Annotated in this window: 10 protein-coding genes and 3 pseudogenes (1 of these 13 only partly in view); 9 read left to right on the forward strand and 4 right to left on the reverse strand. The window is 63.9% G+C overall.

Features of this window, described 5'->3' with window-relative positions; translation table 11 throughout:
• Nucleotides 1-11,995 (forward strand): annotated as a pseudogene (locus G6N18_RS24645) (amino acid adenylation domain-containing protein) (its annotated part extends 25,679 nt beyond the left edge of the window); the annotation flags it as partial.
• 189 nt (nucleotides 11,996-12,184) lie between these two features.
• Here the strand turns inward: G6N18_RS24645 and asnB are convergent.
• Entirely contained in the window at nucleotides 12,185-13,867 is a 1,683-nt protein-coding gene (gene asnB / locus G6N18_RS20340) for an asparagine synthase B (protein ID WP_308215033.1), read from the reverse strand.
• Between the two features lie 233 nt (nucleotides 13,868-14,100).
• On the opposite strand from asnB, the gene G6N18_RS20345 reads away from it, so the two are divergent.
• From G6N18_RS20345 to G6N18_RS20355, 3 genes are all read left to right on the forward strand, one after another.
• Nucleotides 14,101-15,579 (forward strand): VOC family protein, encoded by a 1,479-nt coding sequence (locus G6N18_RS20345; protein WP_163689951.1) that lies wholly within the window; start codon nucleotides 14,101-14,103, stop codon nucleotides 15,577-15,579.
• Between the two features lie 152 nt (nucleotides 15,580-15,731).
• The gene (locus G6N18_RS20350; protein ID WP_083007327.1) at nucleotides 15,732-16,724 is read left to right on the forward strand and encodes a sulfotransferase family protein; all 993 of its coding nucleotides are present in this window, start codon (nucleotides 15,732-15,734) and stop codon (nucleotides 16,722-16,724) included.
• A 53-nt stretch (nucleotides 16,725-16,777) separates the two neighbouring features.
• On the forward strand, nucleotides 16,778-18,361 hold the full coding sequence (locus G6N18_RS20355; protein WP_083007326.1) for an MFS transporter: 1,584 nt from the start codon (nucleotides 16,778-16,780) through the stop codon (nucleotides 18,359-18,361).
• 69 nt (nucleotides 18,362-18,430) lie between these two features.
• Here the strand turns inward: G6N18_RS20355 and G6N18_RS20360 are convergent, their stop codons facing one another.
• Nucleotides 18,431-19,411 carry a TauD/TfdA family dioxygenase gene (locus G6N18_RS20360; protein ID WP_083007324.1) on the reverse strand — a complete coding sequence of 327 codons (981 nt, stop codon included), beginning with the start codon at nucleotides 19,409-19,411 and terminating at the stop codon, nucleotides 18,431-18,433.
• Nucleotides 19,412-19,853: 442 nt separating this feature from the next.
• Between G6N18_RS20360 and G6N18_RS20365 the strand changes: the two genes are divergently transcribed.
• The 5 genes and pseudogenes from G6N18_RS20365 to G6N18_RS20385 all read left to right on the forward strand — a co-directional run.
• Nucleotides 19,854-20,699, forward strand: coding sequence for a cupin-like domain-containing protein (locus tag G6N18_RS20365; protein ID WP_165757362.1), 846 nt, complete (start codon nucleotides 19,854-19,856; stop codon nucleotides 20,697-20,699).
• Nucleotides 20,700-21,001: 302 nt separating this feature from the next.
• Nucleotides 21,002-21,442 (forward strand): class I SAM-dependent methyltransferase, encoded by a 441-nt coding sequence (locus tag G6N18_RS20370; RefSeq protein ID WP_083007320.1) that lies wholly within the window; start codon nucleotides 21,002-21,004, stop codon nucleotides 21,440-21,442.
• Nucleotides 21,443-21,468: 26 nt separating this feature from the next.
• The gene (locus tag G6N18_RS20375; RefSeq protein ID WP_083007317.1) at nucleotides 21,469-21,972 is read left to right on the forward strand and encodes a class I SAM-dependent methyltransferase; all 504 of its coding nucleotides are present in this window, start codon (nucleotides 21,469-21,471) and stop codon (nucleotides 21,970-21,972) included.
• A 261-nt stretch (nucleotides 21,973-22,233) separates the two neighbouring features.
• On the forward strand, nucleotides 22,234-22,911 hold the full coding sequence (locus G6N18_RS20380) for a class I SAM-dependent methyltransferase (RefSeq protein ID WP_083007314.1): 678 nt from the start codon (nucleotides 22,234-22,236) through the stop codon (nucleotides 22,909-22,911).
• 325 nt (nucleotides 22,912-23,236) lie between these two features.
• Nucleotides 23,237-23,593, forward strand: a pseudogene (locus tag G6N18_RS20385) (sigma factor-like helix-turn-helix DNA-binding protein); the annotation flags it as partial.
• Nucleotides 23,594-23,697: 104 nt separating this feature from the next.
• On the opposite strand, the gene G6N18_RS20390 reads toward G6N18_RS20385, so the two are convergent.
• Nucleotides 23,698-24,438: an ATP-binding protein gene (locus tag G6N18_RS20390; protein WP_170309983.1), complete on the reverse strand. Its 741-nt coding sequence runs from the start codon at nucleotides 24,436-24,438 to the stop codon at nucleotides 23,698-23,700.
• Between the two features lie 67 nt (nucleotides 24,439-24,505).
• Nucleotides 24,506-26,058 (reverse strand): annotated as a pseudogene (istA, locus tag G6N18_RS20395) (IS21 family transposase).
• Between the last annotated feature and the right edge of the window lie 24 nt (nucleotides 26,059-26,082).

Raw genomic sequence — 26,082 nt, forward strand, 5'->3', positions numbered from 1 at the left:
ACCTACGGTCTGTTGCGCTACCTGAACCCCGACGTCGGCATCGACGGGTCCGATCCGGTGATTGGATTCAACTACCTCGGCCGACTTGGCGCAGCCGCCGCCGAGTTGTCCGGCAACTTCTGGCGGATCAGCGAACAGGGCCTGGCGCAGACCGGCGCAACCGCGGCGTTGGCGCTGCCGTTGGCGCACACGGTCGAACTCAACGCCGTCACCATCGACACCGAAACCGGCCCGCAGCTGAATGCCAACTGGAGGTGGGCGCAGTCGGCGCTCGATCACGCACAGGCAGACCGGCTGAGCCGACTGTGGTTCGAGGCGCTGGCCGGCATCTGCGCACACGTCCGCACCGGCGGCGGCGGCCTCACCCCGTCCGACATCAGTCCTGCCCGATTGAGCCAGCAGCAGATCGACGAGCTGCAGCAGCGATATCGCATCGCAGACGTCCTGCCGCTGACTGCCCTGCAGCGGGGACTGTTCTTCCACACGAGCACTACGCAGGGGCACGGCGACGACGTGTACGCGGTGCAGCTGGATATCACCATTACGGGCGCCCTCGACGCCGAACGGCTTCGCGTCGCGCTGCAGAACGTGCTCAACCGGCATCCCAACCTGGCAGCCCGGTTCTTTGACCAGTTCGACGAGCCGGTTCAAGTCATCCCAGCGGAGCCGGTGGTGCCGTGGCGGTATGTCGACCTCGACGGCGCCGCCGATGTCGATGAACAGATCCAGGAACTGTGCGCCGCCGAACGTGCGGCGGTGTGCAACCTGGCCGACCAGTCGGTGTTCCGGGCGGAGCTGATCCGCACCGCGGCACACCGGCACCGGTTCGTGCTGACCAACCACCACATCGTCATGGACGGCTGGTCAACGTCCATCCTGCTGCGCGAGACCATCGCAAGCTACTACGGGCAGCGCCTGCCGGCGCCCGCGTCGTACCGCAGCTTCGTGAGCTGGCTGTTCGGCCGGGACCGCGCTGCGGCCCACGAAGCCTGGCGTGAGGTGTTCGCCGGATTCGAGACTCCGACTCTGGTGAGTCCACCGGGGCGGCTGAGTCTGGGCCGTCGAGATGTCGCCTCGTTCCAGGTGCCCGAGGACACCACGCGGGCGCTGAGCGGTTTGGCGCGCTCGCACGAGACGACCGTCAGCACGGTCCTTCAGGCCGCGTGGGTGCAGCTGCTGATGTGGCTGACCGGTCAGCATGACGTCGCGTTCGGTACCGCCGTCTCAGGCCGGCCCACGGAGGTGCCCGGTGCGGAATCGATGGTCGGTCTGTTGATCAACACGGTGCCGATACGCGCGACCATCACCACGACAACCACCGTCGCCGACCTACTCGGTCAGCTTCAACGTGTCTACAACGACACGCTGGAGCACCAGCACGTCGGACTTGGTGATATCCACCGCGCCGTCGGCCATGACCAGTTGTTCGACACCCTCTTCATCTATGAGAACTACCCGATCGACACCTCCGCACCATCAGGAGCCCACGAGTTGGCCATCACCGACGTCACCCCGCGCGAATACAACCACTATCCACTTTCGGTGCAAGCCGCCCCGGGCCGCGAACTGGACGTTCGGATCGAATTCGATACCGACGTGTTCGACAGCGCGCGCATCGGAGCGCTCATCAAGCGGTTCAAGCGGGTGCTGGTGGCAATGACCGCCGATTCGGGTCAGCAGTCATGACCGCAGACACGACGCGGCGGTTGCTGTCCCTGGATCTGCTCGATGAGGATGAACACGCCGAACTGGACGGCTGGGGTAATCGGGCGGCGTTGACCTCGCCGGCGAGTGTGTCGGCGTCGGTCCCGGTGTCGTTCGCCGAGCAAGTGGCCCGCACGCCGGAAGCGGTGGCGCTCAGTGACGGACAGCGCTCGTGGACATATCGCGAGCTTGATGAGGCTGCTAACCGGTTGGCCCATCATCTGGCGAGCCTTGGCGCACGCCCGGGACAGTCAGTGGCGCTGCTGTTCTCCCGGTCGGCTGAGGCGATTGTGTCGATCCTCGCGGTGCTGAAGGCCGGGGCGGCGTACCTGCCGATAGACCCGGCGCTCCCGACGGCCCGCATCGAGTTCATGGTTGCCGATGCCGCACCGATCGCCGCGATAACGACGGCGGGGTCGGCCGACCTGCTCACGGGGTGCGATGTACGCGTCATCGACGGCGAAGATCGCCGCATCCAGGACAATCCGGGCACGACTTTGCCGGCGCCGGCCCCTGACGACATCGCTTACTTCATTTACACCTCCGGTACTACCGGTGTGCCCAAAGGCGTTGCGGTCACCCACCGCAACGTGGCGAACCTACTGGCGTCCGGACTCGGCGGCGTGTCCTCGGGGCCGGGGCAGGTGTGGTCGCAGTGGCACTCCTACGCTTTCGACGTCTCGGTGTGGGAGATCTTCGGGGCGTTGCTGCACGGTAGCCGGCTGGTGGTGGTGCCCGAAGAGGTGGCTGCTTTCCCCGACGAATTGCACGCCTTGCTGGTCACCGAAGGCGTCACAGTGTTAAGCCAAACCCCGTCGGCGGCGGGCATGCTCGCACCCGAGGGCCTGCCGTCGGCGTTGGTGGTGGCCGGTGAGGCCTGCCCGACCGAATTGGTCGACAGGTGGGCGCCGGGGCGGGTGATGATCAACGCCTACGGTCCGACCGAGGCCACGGTGTATGCGGCGATGAGCGCGCCGCTGGAGACCGACTGCGATGTCGCGCCGATCGGCTCGCCGGTGTCGGGGGCGGCGCTGTTCGTCCTCGATGCGGGGTTGCGCCGGGTCTCGCCGGGTGTGGTCGGTGAGCTGTACATCGCCGGTGGCGGTGTCGCGGTGGGCTATTGGCGACGGGGCGGGTTGACGGCGTCGCGGTTTGTGGCGTGTCCGTTCGGTGGGCCGGGTGAGCGGATGTATCGCACCGGGGATCTGGTGCGTTGGGGTGCTGACGGGCAGTTGGCGTATCTGGGCCGTGCCGATGAGCAGGTCAAGATTCGCGGGTTCCGCATCGAGCTCGGTGAGGTGCAGGCGGCGTTGGCCGGTTGTGACGGGGTGGCGCAGGCGGTGGTGATCGCGCGTGAGGACCGCCCCGGCGACAAGCGCCTGGTCGGCTACATCACCGGAACGGCGGACCCGGCCGCGGCGCGTGCCACTCTGGCCGAGCGGCTGCCGGTCTACATGGTGCCCGCGGCGGTGGTGGTGATCGACGCGCTGCCGCTGACTGCGAACGGCAAACTCGACCGGCGCGCGCTGCCGGCGCCGGAGTACCAGGCCGGTGAACGTTACCGCGCGCCGGCCACCCCCGCCGAGGAGATCTTGGCCACCATCTACGCGCAGGTGCTCGGGCTGGAGCGGGTCGGAGTCGATGACTCATTCTTTGAGCTGGGCGGCGACAGCATCCTGTCGATGCAGGTGGTGGCGCGAGCCCGGGCCGCTGGTGTGTTGTGTCGGCCGCCGGACGTCTTTGTCGAGCAGACCGTGGCCCGGCTGGCCCGGGTCGCGAAGGTAGCCGACGGTGAGGCCGGACCGGTCGATGAGGGCATCGGGCCGGTGGTCGCGACGCCGATCATGCGGTGGTTGCACAGCATGGAAGGCCCGATCGAGCAGTTCAACCAGACGATCGCGCTTCAGGCTCCCATCGAGGTGACCGAAGCCGACGTGGTCGTCGTATTGCAGGCCCTGATGGATCGGCATGGCATGCTGCGGTGCCGCGTCCGCGATGGCGATGCCGGCGGCTGGTCACTCGAGGTACCCGCACCGGGATCGATAGACGCCGATGAGCACCTGCTCACGGTGGACGTATTGTCCGACGACGCAGTCGTGGCAGCACGGTCACGGTTGAACCCGGCTTCCGGGGTGATGCTGAGTGCGCTGTGGGTGACCTCCATGAGCCAGTTGGTGTTGATCATCCACCATCTCGCCGTTGACGGCGTCTCCTGGCGAATCCTGTTGGAAGACCTCAACATTGCCTGGGCGCAGCACAGCAGCGGACAACCCGTCGCGTTACCCGCACCGGGTATGTCGTTTGCCCGGTGGTCATCGCTGTTGGTCGAGTACGCCCGCACGCCGGCCGTCATGCAGCACGCGGACGCCTGGCGCCGCGTTGGGGCGGCCCGGCCCGCGCTACCGGCGGTGCAGCCCCTGGAGGACACGTTCACCACTGCCGGTTTCCTGTCGGTCGAGCTCGAAGCCGAAACCACCTGGATGCTTCTGGGTGAGGTGCCCACGGCGTTTCATGCCGGCATACAAGACATCCTGTTGATCGCGTTCGCGTTGGCCTGCTCGGAGTTCCTGGGCATCGGCGGCGCGCCGGTCGGGATCGACGTCGAGGGCCACGGCCGCCATGCGGAACTGGCCGACGACGCGGACCTGACCCGCACGGTGGGCTGGTTCACCACCAAGTACCCGGTCTCACTGGCCGTGGGGGGGCTGGACTGGGCGCGGGTGACCGCCGGTGACGCCGAACTCGGGGCGGTGATCAAGAGCGCCAAAGAGCAATTGCGCGCCCTGCCGGACCCGTTGACCTACGGACTGTTGCGCTATCTGAACCCCGACGTCGAACTCGTCGAGCCCGATCCGGAGATCGGGTTCAACTACCTGGGGCGGCTCGGGGCGGCCGGCACTGAATTGTCCGACGACTTCTGGCGGATCAGCCAGGAGGGCTTATCGCTGACCGGCGCTGCCGCTGCCATACCGCTCCAGCTGTCCCACACCGTGGAACTCAACGCCGGCACCGCAGACACCGACACCGGCCCGAGGTTGCACGCCAATTGGCGGTGGGCGCGATCAGCGCTCGATCGCGCACAGGTCGATAAGTTGAGCCGGTTGTGGTTCGAGGCCCTGACCGGTATCTGTGCACATGTTCGGGCCGGTGGTGGCGGTTTGACGCCGTCGGATCTAGCGCCGACCCGATTGAGCCAGCAACAACTCGACGAGCTGTGCCGGCAAGACTGCGTCGCCGACGTGCTGCCGCTGACTCCTCTACAGCAGGGTCTGCTTTTCTATACCAGCACCGCAGCGGACAGCAGCGACGACGTGTATGCGGTGCAGCTCGATGTGACCGTGACCGGGCCCCTAGATCCAGACCGGCTGCGCGACGCGGTGCACACGGTGGTTGGCCGGCATCCGCATCTGGTGGCCCGCTTCTGTGCGCAGTTCGACGAACCGGTGCAGGTGATCCCGGCCGATCCCACAGCGCCTTGGCGGTATGTCGAGCTGCACGAAGAAGTCGATGTCGATGAAGAGGTCACGAAGGTGTGCGCCGCCGAGCGTGCTGCTGTGTGCGATTTCGCCAACCCGCCGGCGTTCCGCGCGGCGTTGATCCGGACCGGGTCGGATCGGCACAGATTCGTGCTGACCAATCATCACATCGTGATGGATGGCTGGTCGAGGCCTATCTTGCTGCAGGAAATCATTGCCGCCTATTACGGGCAGCGCCTGCCCGAACCTGTCTCGTACCGCAGCTTCGTCACCTGGCTCGCCGGTCAGGATCGCGCTGCGGCACGAGCAGTCTGGGCTGAGGTGTTCGCCGGTTTCGAGACTCCGACATTCGTCGGGCCACCCGGCGGGGCAGGGCTGGGGCGGCGCGACGTGGCCGTGCATTACGTGGCTGAGGAGACCACGCGGGCGCTCGGTGAGTTGGCGCGTTCGAACCACACCACCGTGAACATCGCGTTGCAAGCCGCGTTCGCTCAGCTGCTCTGCCAGTTGACCGGTCAGACCGATGTCGCTTTCGGAATCGCGGTGTCGGGTCGACCTGCTGAGGTGGCGGGCGCCGAATCGATGGTGGGCATGCTGATCAACACCGTGCCGGTACGCGCATCCATGACCTCGGCAACCACCCCCACCGAACTGCTCGAGCAGCTGCAGAGTGCCCACAACCGCACCGTCGAGCACCAGCACCTACCGCTCAACGAGATTCACCGTGCCTCCGGTCAGGACCAGCTGTTCGACACGCTCTTTCTCTACGAGAACTACCCGATCGACACCGCCGCGTTGTCAGGCGACCACGAGCTGGCCATCCCGGAGATCAACGCTTACGAATACAACCACTACCGGCTGACGGTCGCGGTCCAGCCTGGGCGTGAACTACGGGTTCGCGTCGAGTACGACACCGATGTGTTTGATGCGGCCAGTGTCGAGGTGTTGGTTGGGCGGTTGGAGCGGGTGTTGGTGGCGATGACGGCCGATCCGGCTCGGCGGTTGTCGTCGGTGGATGTGCTCGATGCTGCTGAGCATGCCCGGTTGGATGAGGTTGGGCATCGGGCGGTGTTGAGTGGGCCGGGGGCTGTGGCGGTGTCGATTCCGGCGCTGTTCGCTGAGCAGGTGGGTCGTGTCCCGGATGCGGTGGCTCTCAGCGGTGAGGGTCGGTCGTGGACGTATCGCGAGTTGGACGAGGCGTCTAACCGGTTGGCGCACTTGTTGGTTGAGCATGGTGCGGGGCCGGGTCAGTGTGTGGCGTTGTTGTTGGAGCGTTCGGCGCGGGCGGTTGTGGCGATTTTGGCGGTGCTCAAGTCCGGCGCGGCGTATATGGCGATTGATCCGATGCATCCGGATGCGCGGATCGGGTTCATGGTGGCTGATGCCGCGCCGGTGGTGGCGGTCGGTTCGGCGGGATTGACGCATCGGTTGGGTGCTGATGTGCCGGTGGTCGATATCGACGATCCGCGTATCGACAGCTGTCCGGCGGGCGCGTTGGCGGGCCCGGCGCCTGATGATTTGGCTTACGTCATTTACACCTCGGGTACGACGGGTGTGCCCAAGGGGGTGGTGGTGGCGCATCGGGCGGTGACGCAGATGTTGGGGGCGTTGCCGGCGCATCTGCCGGTGGCGGGGGTGTGGTCGCAGTGGCATTCGTTGGGTTTCGACGTGTCGGTGCAGGAGATTTTCGGGGCGCTGCTCAATGGTGGGCGGTTGGTGGTGGTGCCCGATGCGGTGGTGCGGTCGGCGGCCGACTTCCATGCGTTGTTGATCGCCGAGCGGGTCAGTGTGCTCAGTCAGACGCCGTCGGCGTTGGCGGTGCTCTCGCCGCAGGGCTTGGATGCGGTGGCGTTGCTGATCATGGGTGGGGAGCCGTGCCCGCCGGAGTTGGTGGAGCGGTGGGCGCCGGGTCGGGTGATGATCAATGTGCGGGCCGACGGAGACGTCGGTGTTCGCGGCGATGAGTGCGCCGCTGGTGTCCGGATCGGGCGTGGTTCCGATTGGGACTCCGGTGCCTGGGGCGGCGTTTTTCGTGTTGGATCAGTGGTTGCGTCCGGTGCCGGCCGGTGTGGTCGGTGAGTTGTATGTGGCGGGTCGGCTCGGGTGTGGGTATGTGCGTCGGGCGTCGTTGACCGCGTCGCGGTTTGTGGCGTGTCCGTTCGGTGGTTTCGGGCAGCGGATGTATCGCAGCGGGGATTTGGTGCGTTGGGGTGCTGATGGGCAGTTGGTGCATCTGGGTCGTGCCGATGAGCAGGTCAAGATCCGCGGGTATCGCATCGAATTGGGTGAGGTCCAGGCCGCGCTAGCGGCGTGTGTTGGGGTGGATCAGGCGGTGGTGATCGCGCGTGAGGATGCCCCCGGTGATAAGCGTCTGGTCGGTTATGTCACCGAAACGTTCGCCGGTGCAGTCGATTCCGCTCAGGCGCGTGCTGCGCTGGGGCAGCGGTTGCCGGCCTATATGGTGCCCGCGGCGGTGGTGGTGCTCGATGTGTTGCCGTTGACGGCCAACGGCAAGCTTGACCGGCGCGCGTTGCCGGCGCCGGAGTATGCCGATGTGGATCGCTACCGGGCGCCGAGCACCCCGACCGAGGAGATCTTGGCCGGCATCTTCGCCCAGGTACTGGGTCTGCAACGCGTCGGAATCGACGACTCCTTCTTCGACCTCGGCGGCGACAGCATCCTGGCGATGCGAGTCATCGCCTCAGTGAACAAGTCGTTGGCGGCCGGCCTCGCCGTTCCCACCTTCTTCGAGGAACCGACAGTCGCGCAGTTGGCGCCGCGGATCGGTGCCGCTGGTGGTGGTCTGGAGCCGTTGGTGGCCGGGCAGCGCCCGGCGGTGGTGCCGTTGTCGTTTGCCCAGCAGCGGTTGTGGTTCATCGACCAGTTGCAGGGCCCGTCGGCGATCTACAACATCGCGGTGGCGTTGCGCTTGAGCGGGCGCCTGGACGCCCAGGCATTGGGTCAGGCGTTGACCGATGTGGTGGGCCGCCACGAAAGCCTGCGCACCTTGTTCGCCGCACCCAACGGGGTGCCTCAGCAATTGGTGGTGCCGGCCGGGGACGCCAACCTCGGCTGGGAAGTGGTCGACGCGGACGGCTGGCTGGAAGACCGGCTCGACGAGGCGATCGACGCCGAAGCGCGTCGCCCGTTCGACCTGGCGACCGAGATCCCTTTGCGGGCTAAGCTTTTCCGCGTCGCCGACGACGAGTACCTACTGGTGGCCGCGGTGCACCATATCGCCGCCGACGGCGTGTCGATCAACCCGCTGGTCAGTGATCTGGCGGTGGCCTATGCCAGCCGGTGCGCGGGCCAGGTGCCTGACTGGGAGCCGTTGCCGGTGCAGTACGTCGACTACACGTTGTGGCAGCGCGAGCAGCTCGGAGATCTGGGCGACCCCGACAGCAGCATCGCCGCACAGCTGGCCTACTGGGAGCAGGCGCTGGCCGGGATGCCCGAACAGCTTGATCTTCCCACCGATCGGCCGTATCCGCCGGTGGCCGACTACCGCGGAGCCTGGGTGACTCTGGACTGGCCGGTCGAACTGCAACAGCAAGTGCGCGGGCTGGCTCGTGCGCACAATGCCACCAGCTTCATGGTGATGCAGGCCGCCCTGGCGGTGCTGCTTTCCAAACTCAGCGCCAGCAGTGACGTGGCGGTGGGCTTCCCGATCGCCGGCAGGCGCGACACCGCGCTGGAAAGTCTGGTCGGCTTCTTCGTCAACACCCTGGTGCTACGAGCGGACCTGACGGGTGACCCCACCGTCGCCGAACTGTTGCGCCAGGTGCGGCAACGCAGCCTGGCCGCCTATGAGCATCAGGATGTGCCGTTCGAGCTGCTGGTCGAGCGGCTCAACCCGACCCGCTCGCTGAGCCGTCACCCGCTGGTGCAGGTCATGCTCGCCTGGCAGAACTTTGCGCGGCACGTCACCGATGGTGGCGACGCACTGCCGTTCGGTGATATCCAGGTGACGCCCCTGCCTGTGGACACCCAGACCGCCCGGATGGATTTGACCTTCTCACTGGCTGAAGCCTGGACAGCTGACGGCGAGCCCGCCGGGATTCGCGGTGCGGTCGAGTTCCGGACCGATGTGTTCGACGCCGCGAGTATCGAGGTCCTGATCGAGCGGTTCGAGCGGGTCCTGGTTGCGATGACCGCCGATGCGGGCCTGCGGTTGTCGTCGCTGGATGTCCTCGATGAGATCGAGCATGCGCGGCTCGATGTCGTCGGTAATCGTGTGGCGTTGAGTCGGTCGGGATCGTCTGCGGCGGTGTCGATTCCGGTGTTGTTCGCGGAGCAGGTGGGGCGGGCGCCGGAGGCGGTGGCGGTTAGTTGTGGGGCGCGGTCGTGGAGTTATGCCGGGTTGGATGCGGCTGCGGATCGGTTGGCGCAGGTGTTGGTTGGCCGGGGTGTGGGTGTCGGGGATCGGGTGGGGTTGTTGGTGCCGCGGTCGGGTGAGGCGGTTGTGGCGATGTTGGGGGTGCTTAAGGCGGGGGCGGCGTATGTGCCGATGGACCCGGCTCATCCGGATGCGCGGATCGGGTTGGTGCTCGATGACGCGGCGCCCTGCGCGGTGCTCACGACCGCCGAGTTGCGCGGGCGGTTGGGTGAGCGTGCGGTCGCGGTCATCGATGTCAACGAGGTCGGTGATGTTGATGGTGTTGGCGGGCAGCGTGAGTCGGGTGTGGTGCGGGGTGGGTGCCGATGATGTGGCGTATTTGATTTACACCTCGGGTACCACCGGTGTGGGGTGGCGGTGCCGCATGCCAATGTGGTGCGGTTGTTGGAGACGTTGGATGCTGATGTGCCCGGCGCGGGGGTGTGGTCGCAGTGTCATTCGTTGGCGTTTGACTTTTCGGTGTGGAGATCTGGGGCGCTCTGCTCAGTGGTGGGCGGGTGGTGGTGGTCCCGGATGCGGTGGTGCGTTCGGCCGAGGATTTGCATGCGTTGTTGGTGGCCGAGCAGGTCAGTGTGTTGAGTCAGACGCCGTCGGCGTTTTATGCGTTGCAGGCTGCTGATGTGTTGGCCCCGGAGTTGTCTGATCAGCTCAAGTTGGAGACGGTGGTCTTTGGTGGGGAGGCGTTGGAGCCGCAGCGGTTGGGGCCGTGGTTGGCTCATCATCCGGGGTTGCCGCGGTTGGTGAACATGTACGGGATCACCGAGACCACGGTGCACGCCTCGGTGCGTGAGATCACCGAGGCTGATGGGGCCAGCAGTGTGAGCCCGATCGGGGTGCCGTTGGCGCATCTGGGGTTCTTCGTGCTGGATGGGTGGTTGCGTCCGGTGCCGGCGGGGGTGGTCGGTGAGTTGTATGTCGCTGGTGCGGGGCTGGCCTATGGGTATGTGGGCCGGGCGGGGTTGAGCGCGTCGCGGTTTGTGGCCTGCCCATTCGGTGGCGCGGGAGCGCCGGGGCAGCGGATGTATCGCACCGGGGATTTGGTGCGGTGGGGTGCTGATGGGCAGTTGGTGTATCTGGCCGGGCTGATGAGCAGGTCAAGATCCGCGGGTATCGCATCGAATTGGGTGAGATCCAGGCCGCGTTGGCGGCCTGTGATGGGGTCCAGCAGGCGGTGGTGATCGCCCGCCAGGACCGCCCCGGCGATAAGCGCCTGGTCGGTTACGTCACCGGCAGCGCAGATCCCGGCGAGGTGCGCGCCGCGCTGGGGCAGCGGTTGCCGGCCTATATGGTGCCCGCCGCGATCGTGGCGCTGGAGGCGTTGCCGTTGACGGTCAACGGCAAACTCGACACCCGCGCGCTACCGGCACCGGAATACCAAGACGCCGACCGCTACCGCGCCCCAGCCACCCTCACCGAGGAGATCCTGGCCGGCATCTACGCCCAAGTCCTGGGCGTCGAACGCGTCGGCGTCGACGACTCCTTCTTCGAACTCGGCGGCGACTCCCTCTCGGCGATGAGACTGGTCGCTGTGGTCAACAAGTCGTTGGACACCCATCTCGCGGTGCGCACGTTGTTTCATGCACCGACCGTGCGAAGCCTGAGCGAGCAACTGGGCAGCGAAGACAGCGCATTGGAATTGGTACCCGTTGAGATTTTCAAAGAGGGGACCGGTGTTCCGCTCTGCTGTATTCACGAAGGTAACGGACAAAGCTATGCGTATCGGAACCTGCGCGATTATCTGGATTGTCCGATAATCGGCATCAATCAAATCCCCCAAAGCGGCGAAACCGAACCTCGGTCGATTCGTGACATGGCGAAAAACTACGCCGATCGGATCCAGGCTACTTACCCCGACGGGCCCTACAACCTTCTAGGTTGGTCCTTCGGAGGCCCGGTGGCCCACGAACTCGCGGTCGAACTTCGCCGCCGGGGTTCTACGGTTCAACGACTCATAATGCTGGATCCAGTGCTTGATGCCGATGGCACCACAGAAGACCAAGCGATCATCGACGAGAACCCGGCCGAGAATCGGCTCCTCAACCTCTTCCTACGATCCAGCGGTATCGAGATTCCTGAGCAGTCGGAGCAGCTCACCTACCAAAATGCCGAGGAGCTGATTCGGCAACAAGGACAAATGGTGGAATTTGTTCTGCCGCCCAAACCGATATTCGAGTTCGCGGTCTACAACCACAATAGGAATCTGTCTTATCTCCGCGATCACGCACCCGAAGTGTTTGATGGCGATATGATCGTATTCTCGGCGGCACGAGGTGAAAATGAGAATGATCCAGAAGATTGGCGACCGTATGTTACCGGCGATATCGTCGTGTACTCGGTCGATTGTGGACACGATGAGATGACGTCCACCGAAGCGCTGGGTAAGTATATTGAACAGCTCAAAATTTCATTAGGGGCTTGACGCGTGGCTCGAAGCTTTCACGGCGGTTGGTTCTCTAATGAACAGGCCTGCTGAACCGGGCAGGCATCGAAACGCTGAGCGGGCGCTCGGCGTTCGATCCACTCGGTGAGAGCGAGGGCGCGAGCCTGATGGGCGGGGGGGTGACCGGGGGTGTTGACCGAGGGTGCAGTCACCGCGGATCGTGCTGGCCTAAGCTGGGGCGTTCGCGACCTGATGGACTCCAAGCACCGCCCGCCCCGAGGGATCGGCGTTGTTAGCGAAGCTCGTGTCCCACGCGATGGCTGCCGGGGTGCTGCAGGCGATGCTCGGGCCTCCCGGAACACAAGCCGCCGCGGCGTGGCCCGGGAAATGGGATTCGAAAATCTCGCGGTACATGTACGCCTCCTTGGTGGCGGGCGGATTGTCCGGGAAGCGGTATTGGGCACTCTGCATTTGGCTGTCGGAGACCTGCGCCTCGGCGATTGCCTTCAGCGAATCAATCCACCGGTAGCCCACGCCGTCGGAGAATTGTTCCTTCTGTCGCCAAAGGATCTCGTTCGGCAAACAACCTTTGAAGGCTTCGCGCAACGGCCACTTCTCCATCCGACCCTGGCCGACCATCTTCTCGTAGGGGTCGAAAGCCATTGCGACGTCAAGGAATTCGCGATCGAGGAACGGTACGCGTATTTCGACGCCCCATGCGGCGGCGGTCTTGTTGGCGCGAAGGCAATCGTATTTGTGGAGCAGATCCAGCTTGCGGATCGTCTCTTCGTGGAACTCCCGCGCCCCCGGAGCCTTGTGGAAGTAAAGGTAGCCGCCGAAGACCTCGTCAGCACCTTCGCCCGAGAGAACCATCTTGATCCCCATCGCCTTGATCCGCCGCATCATCAGATACATCGGCGTCGAGGCGCGGATGCTCGTCACGTCATAGGTTTCGATGTGGTAGATCACGTCCCAGAGCGCGTCGAGTCCCTCCTGCACGGTGAACTCGAATTCGTGGTGGACGGTGCCGATTGCCGTCGCGACCTTTCGAGCCGCGGCGACGTCGGGAGAGCCTTCGAGGCCGATGCAGAACGAATGCAGCCGTGGCCACCAGGCCTGCGTACGGTCGCCGTCCTCGATTCGGTTTTCGGCGAATTTCGCAGTGACCGCCGAGATCACGGACGAATCGAGTCCTCCAGAGATGAGGACGCCGTAGGGCACATCGGACATCAACTGCTGGTGGACGGCGGCTTCGAGAGCTGTTCGCAGGCGCGAGATACCGAGCGGTCGCCCAGTGACCGCCGAGAAGTCGCGCCATTCCGGATCGTAATAGCGCCGGGGCTTGCCCAGCCTGCGCGTCAGGTAGTGGCCCGGGGGGAAATCCTCGATGTGTCGGCAGTATCGGATCAGAGCTTTCATCTCCGAGGCGACATAGAGGTTTCCGTTCTCGTCGCGGCCGGTGTAGAGAGGGACCACGCCGATCGGATCCCGCGCCACCAGAAAGTCATTGGTCCGTTTGTCGTAGAGGACGAACGCGAAGATTCCGCTGAGTCGATTGAGGAAGTCGGTGCCGTACCGCTCGTAGAGGGGGATGATCACTTCGCAATCCGACGCGGTCTTGAACGGGTAATCGGGGAATCCGGCGCGAAGCGCCTGGTGATTGTAGATTTCGCCGTTCACCGCCAGAACGAGTTCGACAGCGTCGTTGGTCAAGGGCTGCGCCCCGTGCTCGACGTCGACAATCGAGAGTCGCTCGTGTGCGAGGACTGCATGTTCGTCGGCGTATATACCGCTCCAGTCCGGCCCGCGATGCCGCAGCAACCGAGCCATCGTCACGGCGCGCTCGCGGAGTTCGCGGGGGTCACCTCGCAAATCGAGGATCGAAGCGATTCCGCACATGAGCCCCCCCATCTGAGCCGGTCGCAAACCCGGTCAGCGCGAGCGTACTGCGCGGGACGCTTCGCGGAGTTGCCGATTCGAGAAATGAAGCCCTTTGGAAGCAAAGAAGAACTGCTGTGTCCGCGTGACTCTGCCCTCACCGGACGGGCCGCGTTCGCGGTCGGGATTGGCCGACTCGATGCGCCACTACCTCGAGGGACCGCTGGCCGCCCACGGTCATGTACCTCTGCTCAGCGAGGATGGAGATGACGCACAGCGCTGTTCATGGGTTGGTATCGGTAGAACTGGTCTCGCCAGATCCGGAAAAGCTCGCGGAATTCTATCGCCGCGTCTTCGATATCGAGTTTCAACGTGAGATTTACGGATACTCCTGTCCTTACTACATAAGTATCGGCTCATCAGGCCCTCTTTTAGTCATCCACGACATTAAGGATTTCCCGCCTGGCAGTGCCACTCCTGGCGCAGCGCGCTTTCTCTTGCAGATAGAAGACCTCGAGAGGCTGAAGGAACGGCTCACTCAGCACAACATCGAACTCGAGGAGCCACCTAGGAATCTGGGTTTCGAGAGGCTCCCTTGGTTCAGTTATTGGGGGCGTTGGGTCATTTCGATAAGGGATCCAGACGGAAATGTCGTGTCATTCCGTCAGTTCGAAAATGCGCTGCCCCGCAATCGATTCGAGTTGTTCAGGCTGACACTTTCATCTACCTACACTGACCTGAAGACGGTTCTCCAATTCAAGATAGTCGATCGCCTCGTGTATCGACTGGGTCGGATACCCATTCGCACCAGAGATCTGACCGGTTACACACATCTGGTGGCTTCTCGTGAAGGGCTATACGCAGTCAATGGCCAGCAGTGGGCGAAAATCATGGATGGGGTGTTCTTTGGTGTAACCGTCAAGGATGGTTGCATCTACTGCTACCAGGCGCATGACATATACGACACGGGCATCCTCCTGAGTCGTATTCAGCTCCGCGGCAAGCCACTACGGCTGCGAGGCAAGCTTTTCGGTCGCGTCATCAAACTGGAGCTGGAAGATAATCAGATCCGGCGTGAATCGGTGGTTGTCAGGGGCTTACACACCAACTGTCATCAGATGGACTTTATCGGCGACAAACTGCACATAATCGATACTTTCTGCCAAAAGATCCAGCGCTTCAACAGCTCTTTCGAGTTGGAGGAAGAGTTCTTTCCTCTCGGCTCAGAATTCGCATCTCATAAGTCGGAGCTCGATCGTTACATCGTCCCGGGAAGCAACTACGTCCATATCAATTCCATCGTCGCGGAGCAGGGGTCGGTCTACCTTCTTCTGCACAACGGTCTGTCGAGCGGCAAATGCAGCGAGCTGATCCAAACGGACGAAAATTTCGAGGTGAAGAACAGGTTCACGGTCCCTGGGGCAGGGTGTCACAACGTGGTGTTCCTGGAGGACGGTGAGTGGCTGATCTGTGACTCACGCGGCGGCAACCTCATCAACCGCCATGGCGTGGTGGTGCACGTCGGTGAACTGCTCACCCGCGGCCTCTCGGTGGACAAGGACACGGTCGTCGTTGGTGAATCGGGATATGCCACGAGGCTCGGCAGACGGTACGTCCCAGGAAATGTGCACTTCTTCGACAGGGATTACCAGCATTTGTCGAGCCTGCGCTTGCCGGCGGCGCCCACCGACATTCGCAAGATCGATGGCAACGATTTATCACTCTCGAACGTGACCGAGCTCTAGATCGCGAGCGAGCGGACGACAAGACCGTGGGGGAACCCGATATGAGAAGAGATTCGTTGCACAGCGACTCGTCGATTTCACTAACTGGCGAGGGGGGCACGGGCAAACTATTGGGGGCACCCAGAGGAGAGGCCCCGGGAGAGGATTCGACGATGGAAGATCTGGCCCTCACCCGGACTGAGGCCCGCCCGGTCGTTCTATTCGTGTTGGGCCAGGGGCGGTCTGGCACGTCGGCGCTCGCTCGAGTGCTTTCGCTGTGCGGTGCTGCGCTCCCAGCCGAGGTCAGACAGGCCGATGCGCACAACCCGCGTGGCTATTGGGAGCCCCGCGCAACGCTCGTCCTCAACGAGACGATCCTGCGCCGGCACGGCAGCGCGGGGTTCGACCCCTCCCTGCGTTTGCTCGAAGATGGGGCGTTCGAACCCGACGAGAAGTCCGCCTGGACAGCCAAGATCGGCGCATTTCTCTCCGGGCTGCCGCGAGCTCCGCTCGTGGTCATCAAGGACACCCACGTGACGGCGCTGTCCGACTTATGGTTCGAGGCGGCGAATTCGGCCGGACTCGACGTGGTAGCCGTGATCGCGGTGCGCCACCCGCAAGAGGTCATCGCGTCGCTCGCGGCAGCCGGTCCAACCACGCCTGAGCTGTCGAGTGCCCTATGGCTGAAGAATTCTCTGCTCGCAGAGAGATACACCCGCGGCATGCCGCGCGTGTTCGTCGACTACGCCAACCTCCTCGACGACTGGCGTCGGGAGATTTCGCGGATTTCCGAGGCGGTCGCCATTGACTTGCACTCGCGAGACGAGGCCGAAGTCGACGACTTTCTGGCCCCGAGTCTGCGCCGTCAGCGATGCTCCGGGCCGGTGACTGAGCGCTTCGGCACGGACTGGATGTCGGCGGTCTACGAAACGATGCGCGCGGCGGCGCGCGACGAACCCTGGGACAGCTCCGTGCTGGATCGCGTTTTCGAGGCCTATCAGGTCAGCGAACACGACTTCCGGACGGCATTCGACAATTCGCGGAAGCTGTGGGCCCTCGGCGCGGATCGCGCCTACTCCAATAGCTTGCTCTACCGGCTTTCGGTGTTGAAGCTGATCCGTGCGCCCCGCGCCATGGTCAACCGTCACAAGGGTTCACGAACCTGACGGAGGAGCGAATGACTTTGGCACCGCTCATCTTTGCCGTAGGGTAGCCCGCTATGGCGTGTCTCGACGATGGGAAGCGAGCGACAACTCGCTCGAGGATCAAACGCGCGGGACAAGCCACGGAGATGGCCGCCGAGCTCGGGGCGCCACACCGCAGGAGAAGCTACGTTCCGGATTTGCTGAGGTCTCGACGGTTCGTCGCGGTGATTCTCGCGATCGGCGGCACTCAGCTGATGGCATCGATGGACGGGCCGGTCGTGGTTCTCGCGCTTCCTACGATCCAGAACGAGCTGGGTCTGTCGGACGGTATGCGGAGCTGGGTGATCACCGCTTACGTGTTGACTTTTGGTGGCCTGATGCTGGTGGGCGGCCGTCTCGGTGACACCATCGGCCGAAAGCGCACCTTCATCTTTGGGGTCGTGCTGTTCACCATCGCCTCTGGCCTGTGCGCGATCGCCTGGAACGGAGGCGTCCTGGTCTTGGCCCGGTTGGTGCACGGCGCGGCGGCGGCGATCATCGCACCGACCTGTATGGCGCTGGTGGCCACCACGTTTCCGAAGGGGCCGGTACGAAACGCGGCGACGGCGGTGCTCGGTGGGATGATCGGTGTCGGCTCGGTGATGGGTCTGGTGCTCGGAGGAATGCTCACCGACGTGTCCTGGCGGCTGGTGTTCTGGGTCAACGTGCCGATCGGAATCCTGGTGATCTGCCTGGGCTCCACGATGCTGCAGGAAACCCAGAAAGAGCGGATGAGGCTGGACGCAAGTGGAGCGGTATTGGCGACGCTGATCTGTACCGCGGCAGTCTTCGGATTGTCGATGGGTCCGGAGATGGGCTGGGTGTCGGCCCTGACGATCGGTTCAGGTGTGGTGACGCTGGTCGGACTGCTCGCATTCGTCGTGGTGGAGCGTACCGCGGAAAATCCCGTAGTGCCGTTCAGCCTATTCTTCGACCGCAACCGGTTGGCCACTTACGCTGTCATGTTCTTGTCCGGCGGAACGGGTTTCACTCTTGCTGTGTTGATCGCCCTCTATGTGCAAGACGTGATGGGCTATAGCGCCCTGCAGGCAGGTATCAGCTTCATTCCATTCGCGCTGGCACAGGCCACCGGAATGGGCGCCTCGTCGCAGCTGGTGAAGTGGTTCCCGCCCCGGGTGGTGGTGATCGCCGGTGCCAGTCTGCTGCTGGGCGCCATGCTGTACGGCTCGACGCTCAACCGCGGCGTTCCGTACTTTCCGGATCTGATGATGCCCCTCGTAGTCGGCGGTCTCGGACTCGGCATGATGGAAATCCCGCTCATGCTCTCGTTGATCGCCAGCGTCGGCTCCGACCGAATCGGGCCCGCATCGGCGGTTGCGGTGATGATCAGGATGATCGGAGGGCCGGTGGTGCTGGTCGTCATTCAGGCCGTCATCACGTTGCGCACGCTGCACCTAGGCGGCACGACCGGTCCGGTTGTCTCCATGAACGACGCGCAGTTGGATGCCTTGGACAACGGCTTCACTGACGGGCTGCTCGGAATAGGAGTCGTGGTCCTCCTGCTAGCAGCGGTGGCGCTGTTCATCGGTTACACCGCTGAGCAAGTGGCGCGAGCGAAGGAGGCCAAGGAAGCCCGGGACGCCGCTGACGCTGCCTGATGCCGTTTGGATCGCCTTGACTCCAAGCAGATCAGTCGGTGTTGCGTGTAGGTGTGCCTTCTGCTGAAATTATGGGTTACGCCGCGACCAGGGCTCGGCCATCCCGACGACGATCTGGCGCGGCGGCTTGTATTCCTCGCGGCTGTGGGCGACGAGCATGTTTTCGAGCATCATGATGTCGCCCTCCTGCCAAGGGACGGCCACCGTTTCGGCCTCGTATGCCGCGCGAAGCTCATCGAGTGCCTCGGGCTCGATCTCCTCGCCGTCGCCGTAGTAGGTGTTGTTCGGCAGGTTTTCCTTCCCCATCGAAAGCAGGGCCTCGGCGACCATGGGGTCCAGGCTGGAGATATGGAAGAAGGTGAGGTGGTTGAACCACGTCTTCTCGCCAGTTTCCGGATGTGTCGCGGACACCGGTCGCCGCTGCCTGGTGGTCAGCTCGTCGCCCGCGCCCCAGGTGAATTCGATGTCGTTCTCGGCGCAGTAGCGTTCGACCTCAGCACGGTCATCGGTCTGGAATGCCTCCTGCCAGCCGACCCCGAAGGCAGGTGTGAAGTGGCGGACGTAGAGATAGTCCCGTTCCTCCAACCGTTGCCGGAGCTCAGGTGAGATCCGGCGGTAGATGTTGCGGCTGTCGGCGATCGGGGTGGCACCGCCGCTGGCCGGTGGTACGACGCAGTGAAAAAAGAGTCGTAACGGCCAGGTCGTGCTGTACGACGACTCGTTGTGCAGAGGAATTCGAGTGTGCGGAGGATAGTCGGTAGACGTGTAGACCCGGTCACCAACTTCGTGTCGAGGCGACGTCCTGCCGACGTAGGGCAGAGGCTCACCGGACACCGCCGCGATGAATCTGCGGAATGTCTCAACCGATGCTCCGGTGAACCCCCGAAATACGATGCCCCCGTGGCGAAGTAGGAGTTCGTGGATTGGGCCACGCTGTGCGTCCGCCCACTCCACCACGTCCAACCCATCGCTCGTTGGCTCTATGACGAGCGGAAGCGCTGGTCCCGGAACAATCTTTGCGTCCGCCAGTGTCAAGACATCAGACTCCATGTCGATCCCTCCCTTGCTCGACTGCCCGCCTCGAAGTTGCTGTCGATCCCCGAATGTCTTCGCGACTCGCGAGGATGCTGCGCAACGTCGAATGGCCGTCCGCGTCAGGCTACTACGGCGAAACTCCTGTTACTCGACTTTGCCGGTCAGGTCGAATCTCGCCGTGGCGAGGCGTCGAGGTGCTCAGAGACGTTGACGTACCACGTCTAGCGGGGTTTACTGGTGCCGCCCGATGGATATACACCCGGACAGGTTCGAGCGGACAGGACGGGGGGAGAAGGGTTCCATCGTCCACACCCGCTGCTCGGCGCTGCGTTTGAACGCTGGGAACAGCCGTGTGCTGTACGCCGTGCGATAATTTGCCAGGATGGCGGTGCCAGTGTCACCGCGCCGTAGGAGGAATCGCTTGTTCGATGTCAGTAGCACGTTCGAGGTCCCCAGGGTGGAATGCCCGAGCCGCGATGAACTGCAGGAGCGCTTCATCGTTCCGCAGCGTCCGGTCGTCATTTCCGGAGCGATGGAGGGCTGGCCCGCGCTCGAGCAGTGGACCAACGAATACCTCACCGAGAAAATCGGTGCCCGACCCCTAAGCCCCTCCAAGGTCACAAGTGCAGGCACTCACATCCCCGATGCGAAGAACGGGACCATGGCTTCCGCGTCGGAGATGAAGTTCGCGGAGTACATCGACCTGCTGGCAAGCGGCGCCATTTCCGCCGGTGAGCTCTACGCCGTCCAACTTCCGATCAAGACCGCTCTACCCGAACTCTGGCCCGATGTCCGATTCCCAGCGTTCGTCGATGAGGATAAATACGCCGCCGTCAATTTGTGGTTCGGTCCCGGCAAAAACTTCACCGGCCTCCATTACGACGTTGCCGACAACTTCCTCACGCAGATTCGCGGACGAAAGCAGGTGATCCTCTGCCCGCCTCGGGAGATCGCCCGCGTCTACCCTTACCCCTACGGCTACGTCGGGAACAACCTCTCGCAGGTCAACGTGGCGTCCCCGGATCTGGCCCAGTTTCCCAAGTGGGCAGACGCTGACCGCGCTCTCGTCGAACTGAGTCCCGGTGACATGCTTTACATCCCGCTCTGCTGGTGGCATGCCGTGTGGGGCATCGACCAGAACATGTCGATCAACTACTGGTGGCAATCCAATTACGCGAACTTCTTCCGGCATCCCCAGCAGACGCTTCGTCGCATAACCAGCCTCGCTGTTGGCCTCCGCGGCGCCGCAGGCCAGGTGGTTCAGAACGTCGCCAGCAGCGCTGGGCTCCAATCCGTCCGTTGACTCCCAAGCTTCCGGGAAGTCGGGACTGGGAGATCCTTCGATTCCATTCCAGCATTGGCAAGAGAGTTCGCCGCATCGGCGCTGCGGTGCCAACGAGGTAGTGCCAGAACTTGCTCACGGAGGATGTTGCGTATCGCTTCCGTCGTTCCTCGCGGCGCAGCAGCTCGTGACAGAAAGCGACGCAACGCTCGACATCGCCATGACTTCGATAACTTGCTAGCACAGATTCATCGACGCCCGGGTCTGCGGCCAGTGCCGCGGCATCGATGAGTGCGTTTGACAGGACGGGTTAGGTTGCAGAAATGATCAAGGCACTTATCCTGCCGTTGGGGCGCCGGTACATGCGACTTCTTCATACCGACAAGGAAGACGTCGGCGTAGTAGGGCGTTGGGTGCGAGCGCTGCTGATGATTGTGCCGTTCTTCGCAGTGGCGTTCCCATTGTGGATCCGTGCCGCGTTGTGGGGACCACTGACCGTTGATACCACCACCGAAGATGGCATCCGTATCCGATGCCGGCTCCAAGATGGTATCCAGATCTACATCTACTTATTCGGTACGGCGTGGGAACCTGATCTCGCGGCATTTCTGCGCCGCCGGTTGCGACCGGGCGACACCTTCATCGACATCGGCGCCCACATCGGGTGCGTGACCGCACTGACCAGCAGAATAGTTGGACCGCGCGGCACCGTTGTGGCATTTGAACCCTGCCCCATAGTGATCCCTGGCTGCAGGAAACTGTAGCGAGGAACGAGCTCACGAACGTCCGCATGGTCGCCTCCGCGGTGTCGGATCGCGAGCAAGAACTTCCGCTGTTCATAGGGCCGAACTGGAACCTCGGCGAGACCACGACGATCGCCCGCCCCAAGCTTCGCGAACAGGGCCGGGTGCCGGCGGCGCCGCTCGGTTCGCTCCTAACCACCGAGGAGCTGGCGACCGCGCGCATGATCAAGATTGACGTGGAGGGCGCCGAGGACCGGGTGCTCGCCGGCTTGTTGGCGTCTGTCGACGCGCTGCCCGCCGACGCAGAATTGGTGGTTGAACTGTCACCAAGTTGGTGGAGCGATCCGGAACTGCGGCCGATTGACGTGCTACGGCCTTTCCTCGACCGCGGGTTCCACGTCTACCTGCTGCCCAACGACTACTTACCATGGCGGTACCTGTGGCCAAGGGATGTCGGCGCGCCGCAGCGGCTCCGCGACCTCACGGAATTGGAGCGACGCGTATTTCGGCTCGATGTCGTGCTATCACGCACGGACGCCGAAACGTTGTGACGTGGAAAGTCCGGCCCGGTCACGCGTCTTGTACAGGTAGAAGTAGTCGACGGACGCTGACGCTCATGTCGAGCATCGCCCCGGTCACCCGGTTCGGCGTGCCAAACCCGACGCTTCGGATCGTGCAGCGCGAATCCGCCGATTAACTGCAGAAGCAGGCGCGGCGGGGTGAGCCGCCGAAGTACCAAAACCGTCGAATAGTTGACGGGGCGATCCAGGTAAATTGGCGTGGTAACCCATTTTGGTCAACCGGGGGGATTGATGACGATCACTGAGGCATCGGTGACAAATGTGAAGCGGGTGAAGCAGAAGGTGTTTTTCGGGCTGCTGCTCGGCGGCGGCGTCCCCCTCGAAGGCTCAAGCTCTGTTCTGGAATTACAGCATCTAATGCGAACGGTTCAGCGGACTGAAGGGGGGTCGGTGGCTGAAATCGGGTTCAACGCGGGGTATTCCAGCTACGCGATGCTGGCTGCTCACCCGGATGTACGGGTCGTTTCGTTTGATTTGGGTCTGCACCATGTAGTGCGCGCCGGCAAACGGTTGATTGACCGCAAGTTCCCTGGGCGGCACGAGCTGATTGTGGGTGATTCCCGTGAGACGGTGCCCGCGTTCGCTGAGGAGAATCCGGGCGTGGTGTTTGATGTGGCCTTCATCGATGGAGGCCACGACTACGAGGTCGCGGCGGCGGACCTGAAGAATATGCGGGCCTTGTGTTCCCCTGACACGGTGGTGGTCATGGACGATTTGATGCCATGGAAGTCTTGGGGTGAAGGGCCGACGCGAGCCTGGGCTGACGCAGTCGCGGCGGGCGCGGTTCGACAGGACGGGTTGTTTCAGGATGGCCGTCTGGTCGATGCGGTGAGCCATTCCGCTAAGCGAGCATGGGCGATAGGCCGATACCTTCTAGACGACGAAAGACCGCCCTACAACCGGAACTAGAGGGCGGCGAGTTGCGGAACCGAGTTCTTCAGTCGCCGTTGTAGCCCTGGAGGTTTGGCGGCTCTCGAGATCTTGATGGTTACGAGTTTGAATGAACGCCGTGCGCGGCCCTACACCTACCACCAGCGTACTGCGATTGAAGAGGAAGCTTCGCGTCCCCCGCACAGGTTCGGTTGTGTTGCGAGCAATTTTCATATCGTGCGATCCGCAACTCCGCCGAGCAAGGTGTCAGCGGCACGTGAAAACTGACCCCGGCGCGGCAACTGAATTTTGACCCCCTGGTCCGGTGGCCTGGCTCTAGTCGAGCCAGGAGGACCAGAAGGGAATGTTGTCTGTGGAAGATTGGGCCGAGATCCGTCGTCTGCGCCGTGCCGAGGGCCTGCCGATCAAGGTGATCGCGCGGGTGCTGGGGGTTTCGAAGAACACCGTGAAGTCGGCGTTGGCCTCGGATGTGCCGCCGAAGTACGAACGGCCACCGCGGGGTTCGATCGTCGATGAGGCTGAACCGCGGATCCGCGAACTGCTGCAGGCCTATCCACGGATGCCGGCGACGGTGATCGCCGAGCGGATCGGCTGGACCCGCTCGATCCGGGTGCTCTCGGCGCGGGTGGCTGAGTTGCGGCCGGTGTATCTGCCGCCAGATCCGGCCTCGCGCACCGCCTATGCCGCCGGAGAGATCGCTGTCGCCTGCCAGGGTGATGGGACCACCGTTTTGCCATGAGGATGGGACCGGTTGTTTCCGGTCGCGGGCCGTGTGGTGATGGTGACCGATGATGGTGCCGCCGGTCAATCCGACGGATTGGTGTGGGCCGGATTTGCGGGGCGGGGTTTCTGGCGCTGCCGGTAGGACTCGCCTTCGACGACGAGTTCGTAGGCCGCGGATTGCAGCCGGTCCATCGCGGATTGGGCAAGGAGTGGGTCGGCCATCATGGTCAGGATCTCTGGTGGTTCACGGTTGCTGGTGATGATGGTCGACGCGGTGCGGTGGCGCTCGACGATGAGCTCGTAGAAGTCGCTGGTTTCGGTGGCTTCGAGCCGGTGCAGCGCGAGGTCGTCGATGATGAGTAGCTCGACGCGGTGTAGTTTGCGCATCTCGTCTTCGTAGGTGGCGTCCAGGCGGGCACCGCGTAGGCGTTTGAACAGTTTGTCGGCGCGTTCGGTGTGCACGCTGTGGTGACGCCGGACGGCGACGTGCCCTAATGCGTTGGCCAGGAACGTTTTTCCGACTCCGACCGGCCCCATGATGAGCACGTTGTAGGCGTCGGCGAGGAATCGCAGCGAGGTCAGCTCTGCCCACAGTTGTTGGTCGTAGGTGATCGCTGCGGTGTCGTCCCAGGCGTGTAGCTGCATCTGCGGGTCCAGGTGAGCGGCTTTGGCGCGCCGTGCTGCGGATTGGCGGTCGCGGCGGGTGACCTCGTCAGCCAGCAGCATCTCCAGGAAGTCGTGGTGCGGCAGCCGATTAGACCGGGCCAGCGCCAGCCGCTCGGGCAGGGTGTCGAGCAGCTGGCCGAGCTTGAGGCGGCGCATCAGCGCTTTGAGGTCGCTGGAGACCTCGATCGGCTTGACCGCCGGGGTGGTGTCGGTCGGGCGGGGCTCATGAGGGCCTCCGCACCGTGAAGTCGGTGGCAGAGCGGACGAACCGCGACGCCGTCGCTGGCGGTTTCGCCATCAGCGGCAGCTGCTCGCCCGCACCCCGGGACAGCATGCGCTCGATCAGCCCGACGTCGATGACTTCGGCGTCCAGCGCGCGGCGGCAGGCGTCATCGGCCGCGCCCGCGCCGTGGCGACGCACCAGCCCGAGCAGCCGGTAGACCTGGCGCATCTTGGTCCACGGCAGCGGATGCTCCAGCACCGCCGCGGCATACGCGCCGACATGGTCACCGTGCGCTGATGCCTTGCGCTGCAGGGTGTTCAGATCCCGCATCGCATAGACCGACGCCTCGGCCGGCAGATCGGCGGGATCGGTCTGGCGGCGCCCGGCGCGACGACGGGGTGGACCTTGATCAGCTCACCGCGCCAATACAGTTTGACCGTGCGCGCATCGGCCCGGGCATCCAGCCGCCGACCCACCAGCTCCCCGGGGACGCTGTAGAGGGCCTTGGCGATCTGCACGTGCCGATCCGGGGCGACCTTGGGATGGGTCCAGGTCGGGATGTCGAACACGTCATCGGGTGCCGCCTTGAGCTTGGGTGCCTCGTCGGTGGCGAACACCTCGGCGGGCCGGCATCGGGTGGTGCCGTGCACCCGCATCCCGGCCACCTGCGCACACCACTGCTGGGCTCGCGCCCGGCAGTCGTCGATGTCGCGGAACTGTTCTCCGGCGAAGAAATTCGACCTCACATACGGCACACTGCGCTCGACCCGCGGCTTGTCGCGCGGGCTGCGTACCCGGGCGGGGTCCACGGCGAACCCACGAGCCTGGGCGTACTCGCGAAACGCGTCGTTGAGCTTGGGGTCGGTCGCATCGGCCTTATCGACGATGGCCTTCATATTGTCGGGGATCACCACCGCGAACACCCCGCCGAAGAACGCCCAGGCAGCCTCGAACCCGCCGATCACATCATTGAGTGTTTGGCGGTAGGTCGGCCAGACGAACATATGCCGCGAATACACCGCGGTGAAGATCAACCCGTGCACCACCCGGCGGCGCCCGTCGGCTGCGTCGGTGAGCATGCCCAGCCGGCCGAAGTCGACCTGCACTTCGGCGCCCGGCTCACCGTCGGCCACCCGAACCGTGGTCTGCCGCTGCCCGAACCCCAATTCCGTTACCGCATAGCGGTGCAACGTTCGATACGACACCACCACACCACGGCGGCCCAGCAGTGTGTGCACCTTGGTCAGCGTCAGGTCCTGATCCAGCCACGCCTTGATCTGCTCGCCCTGAGCGGCGATGGTCTCCCACGCCTCGCTCTTGCCGTTGGGCCGACTCGGCCGCACCCCGGCGATCACCGCCGCCAACAGCTCATCGGTCAGCTGGCAGACATCGCCGTCACGGTCCAGCCCGCACGCGCGTGCCCGATCCACATAACGGCGCACGGTCTTGCGGTCGGTGCCCGATAGCCGGGCCACCTCACGCAGTCCTCGACCCTGCAGCCACAGCCGCAGCATCTCCTTGATTTCGATCACCGACACCTCCCGGTAGCTCATTCGGCCAATACAGCGGCCGAACGA

Origin of the sequence: Mycolicibacterium celeriflavum (assembly GCF_010731795.1) — a bacterium.
In the GTDB taxonomy this organism is placed as follows: domain Bacteria; phylum Actinomycetota; class Actinomycetes; order Mycobacteriales; family Mycobacteriaceae; genus Mycobacterium; species Mycobacterium celeriflavum.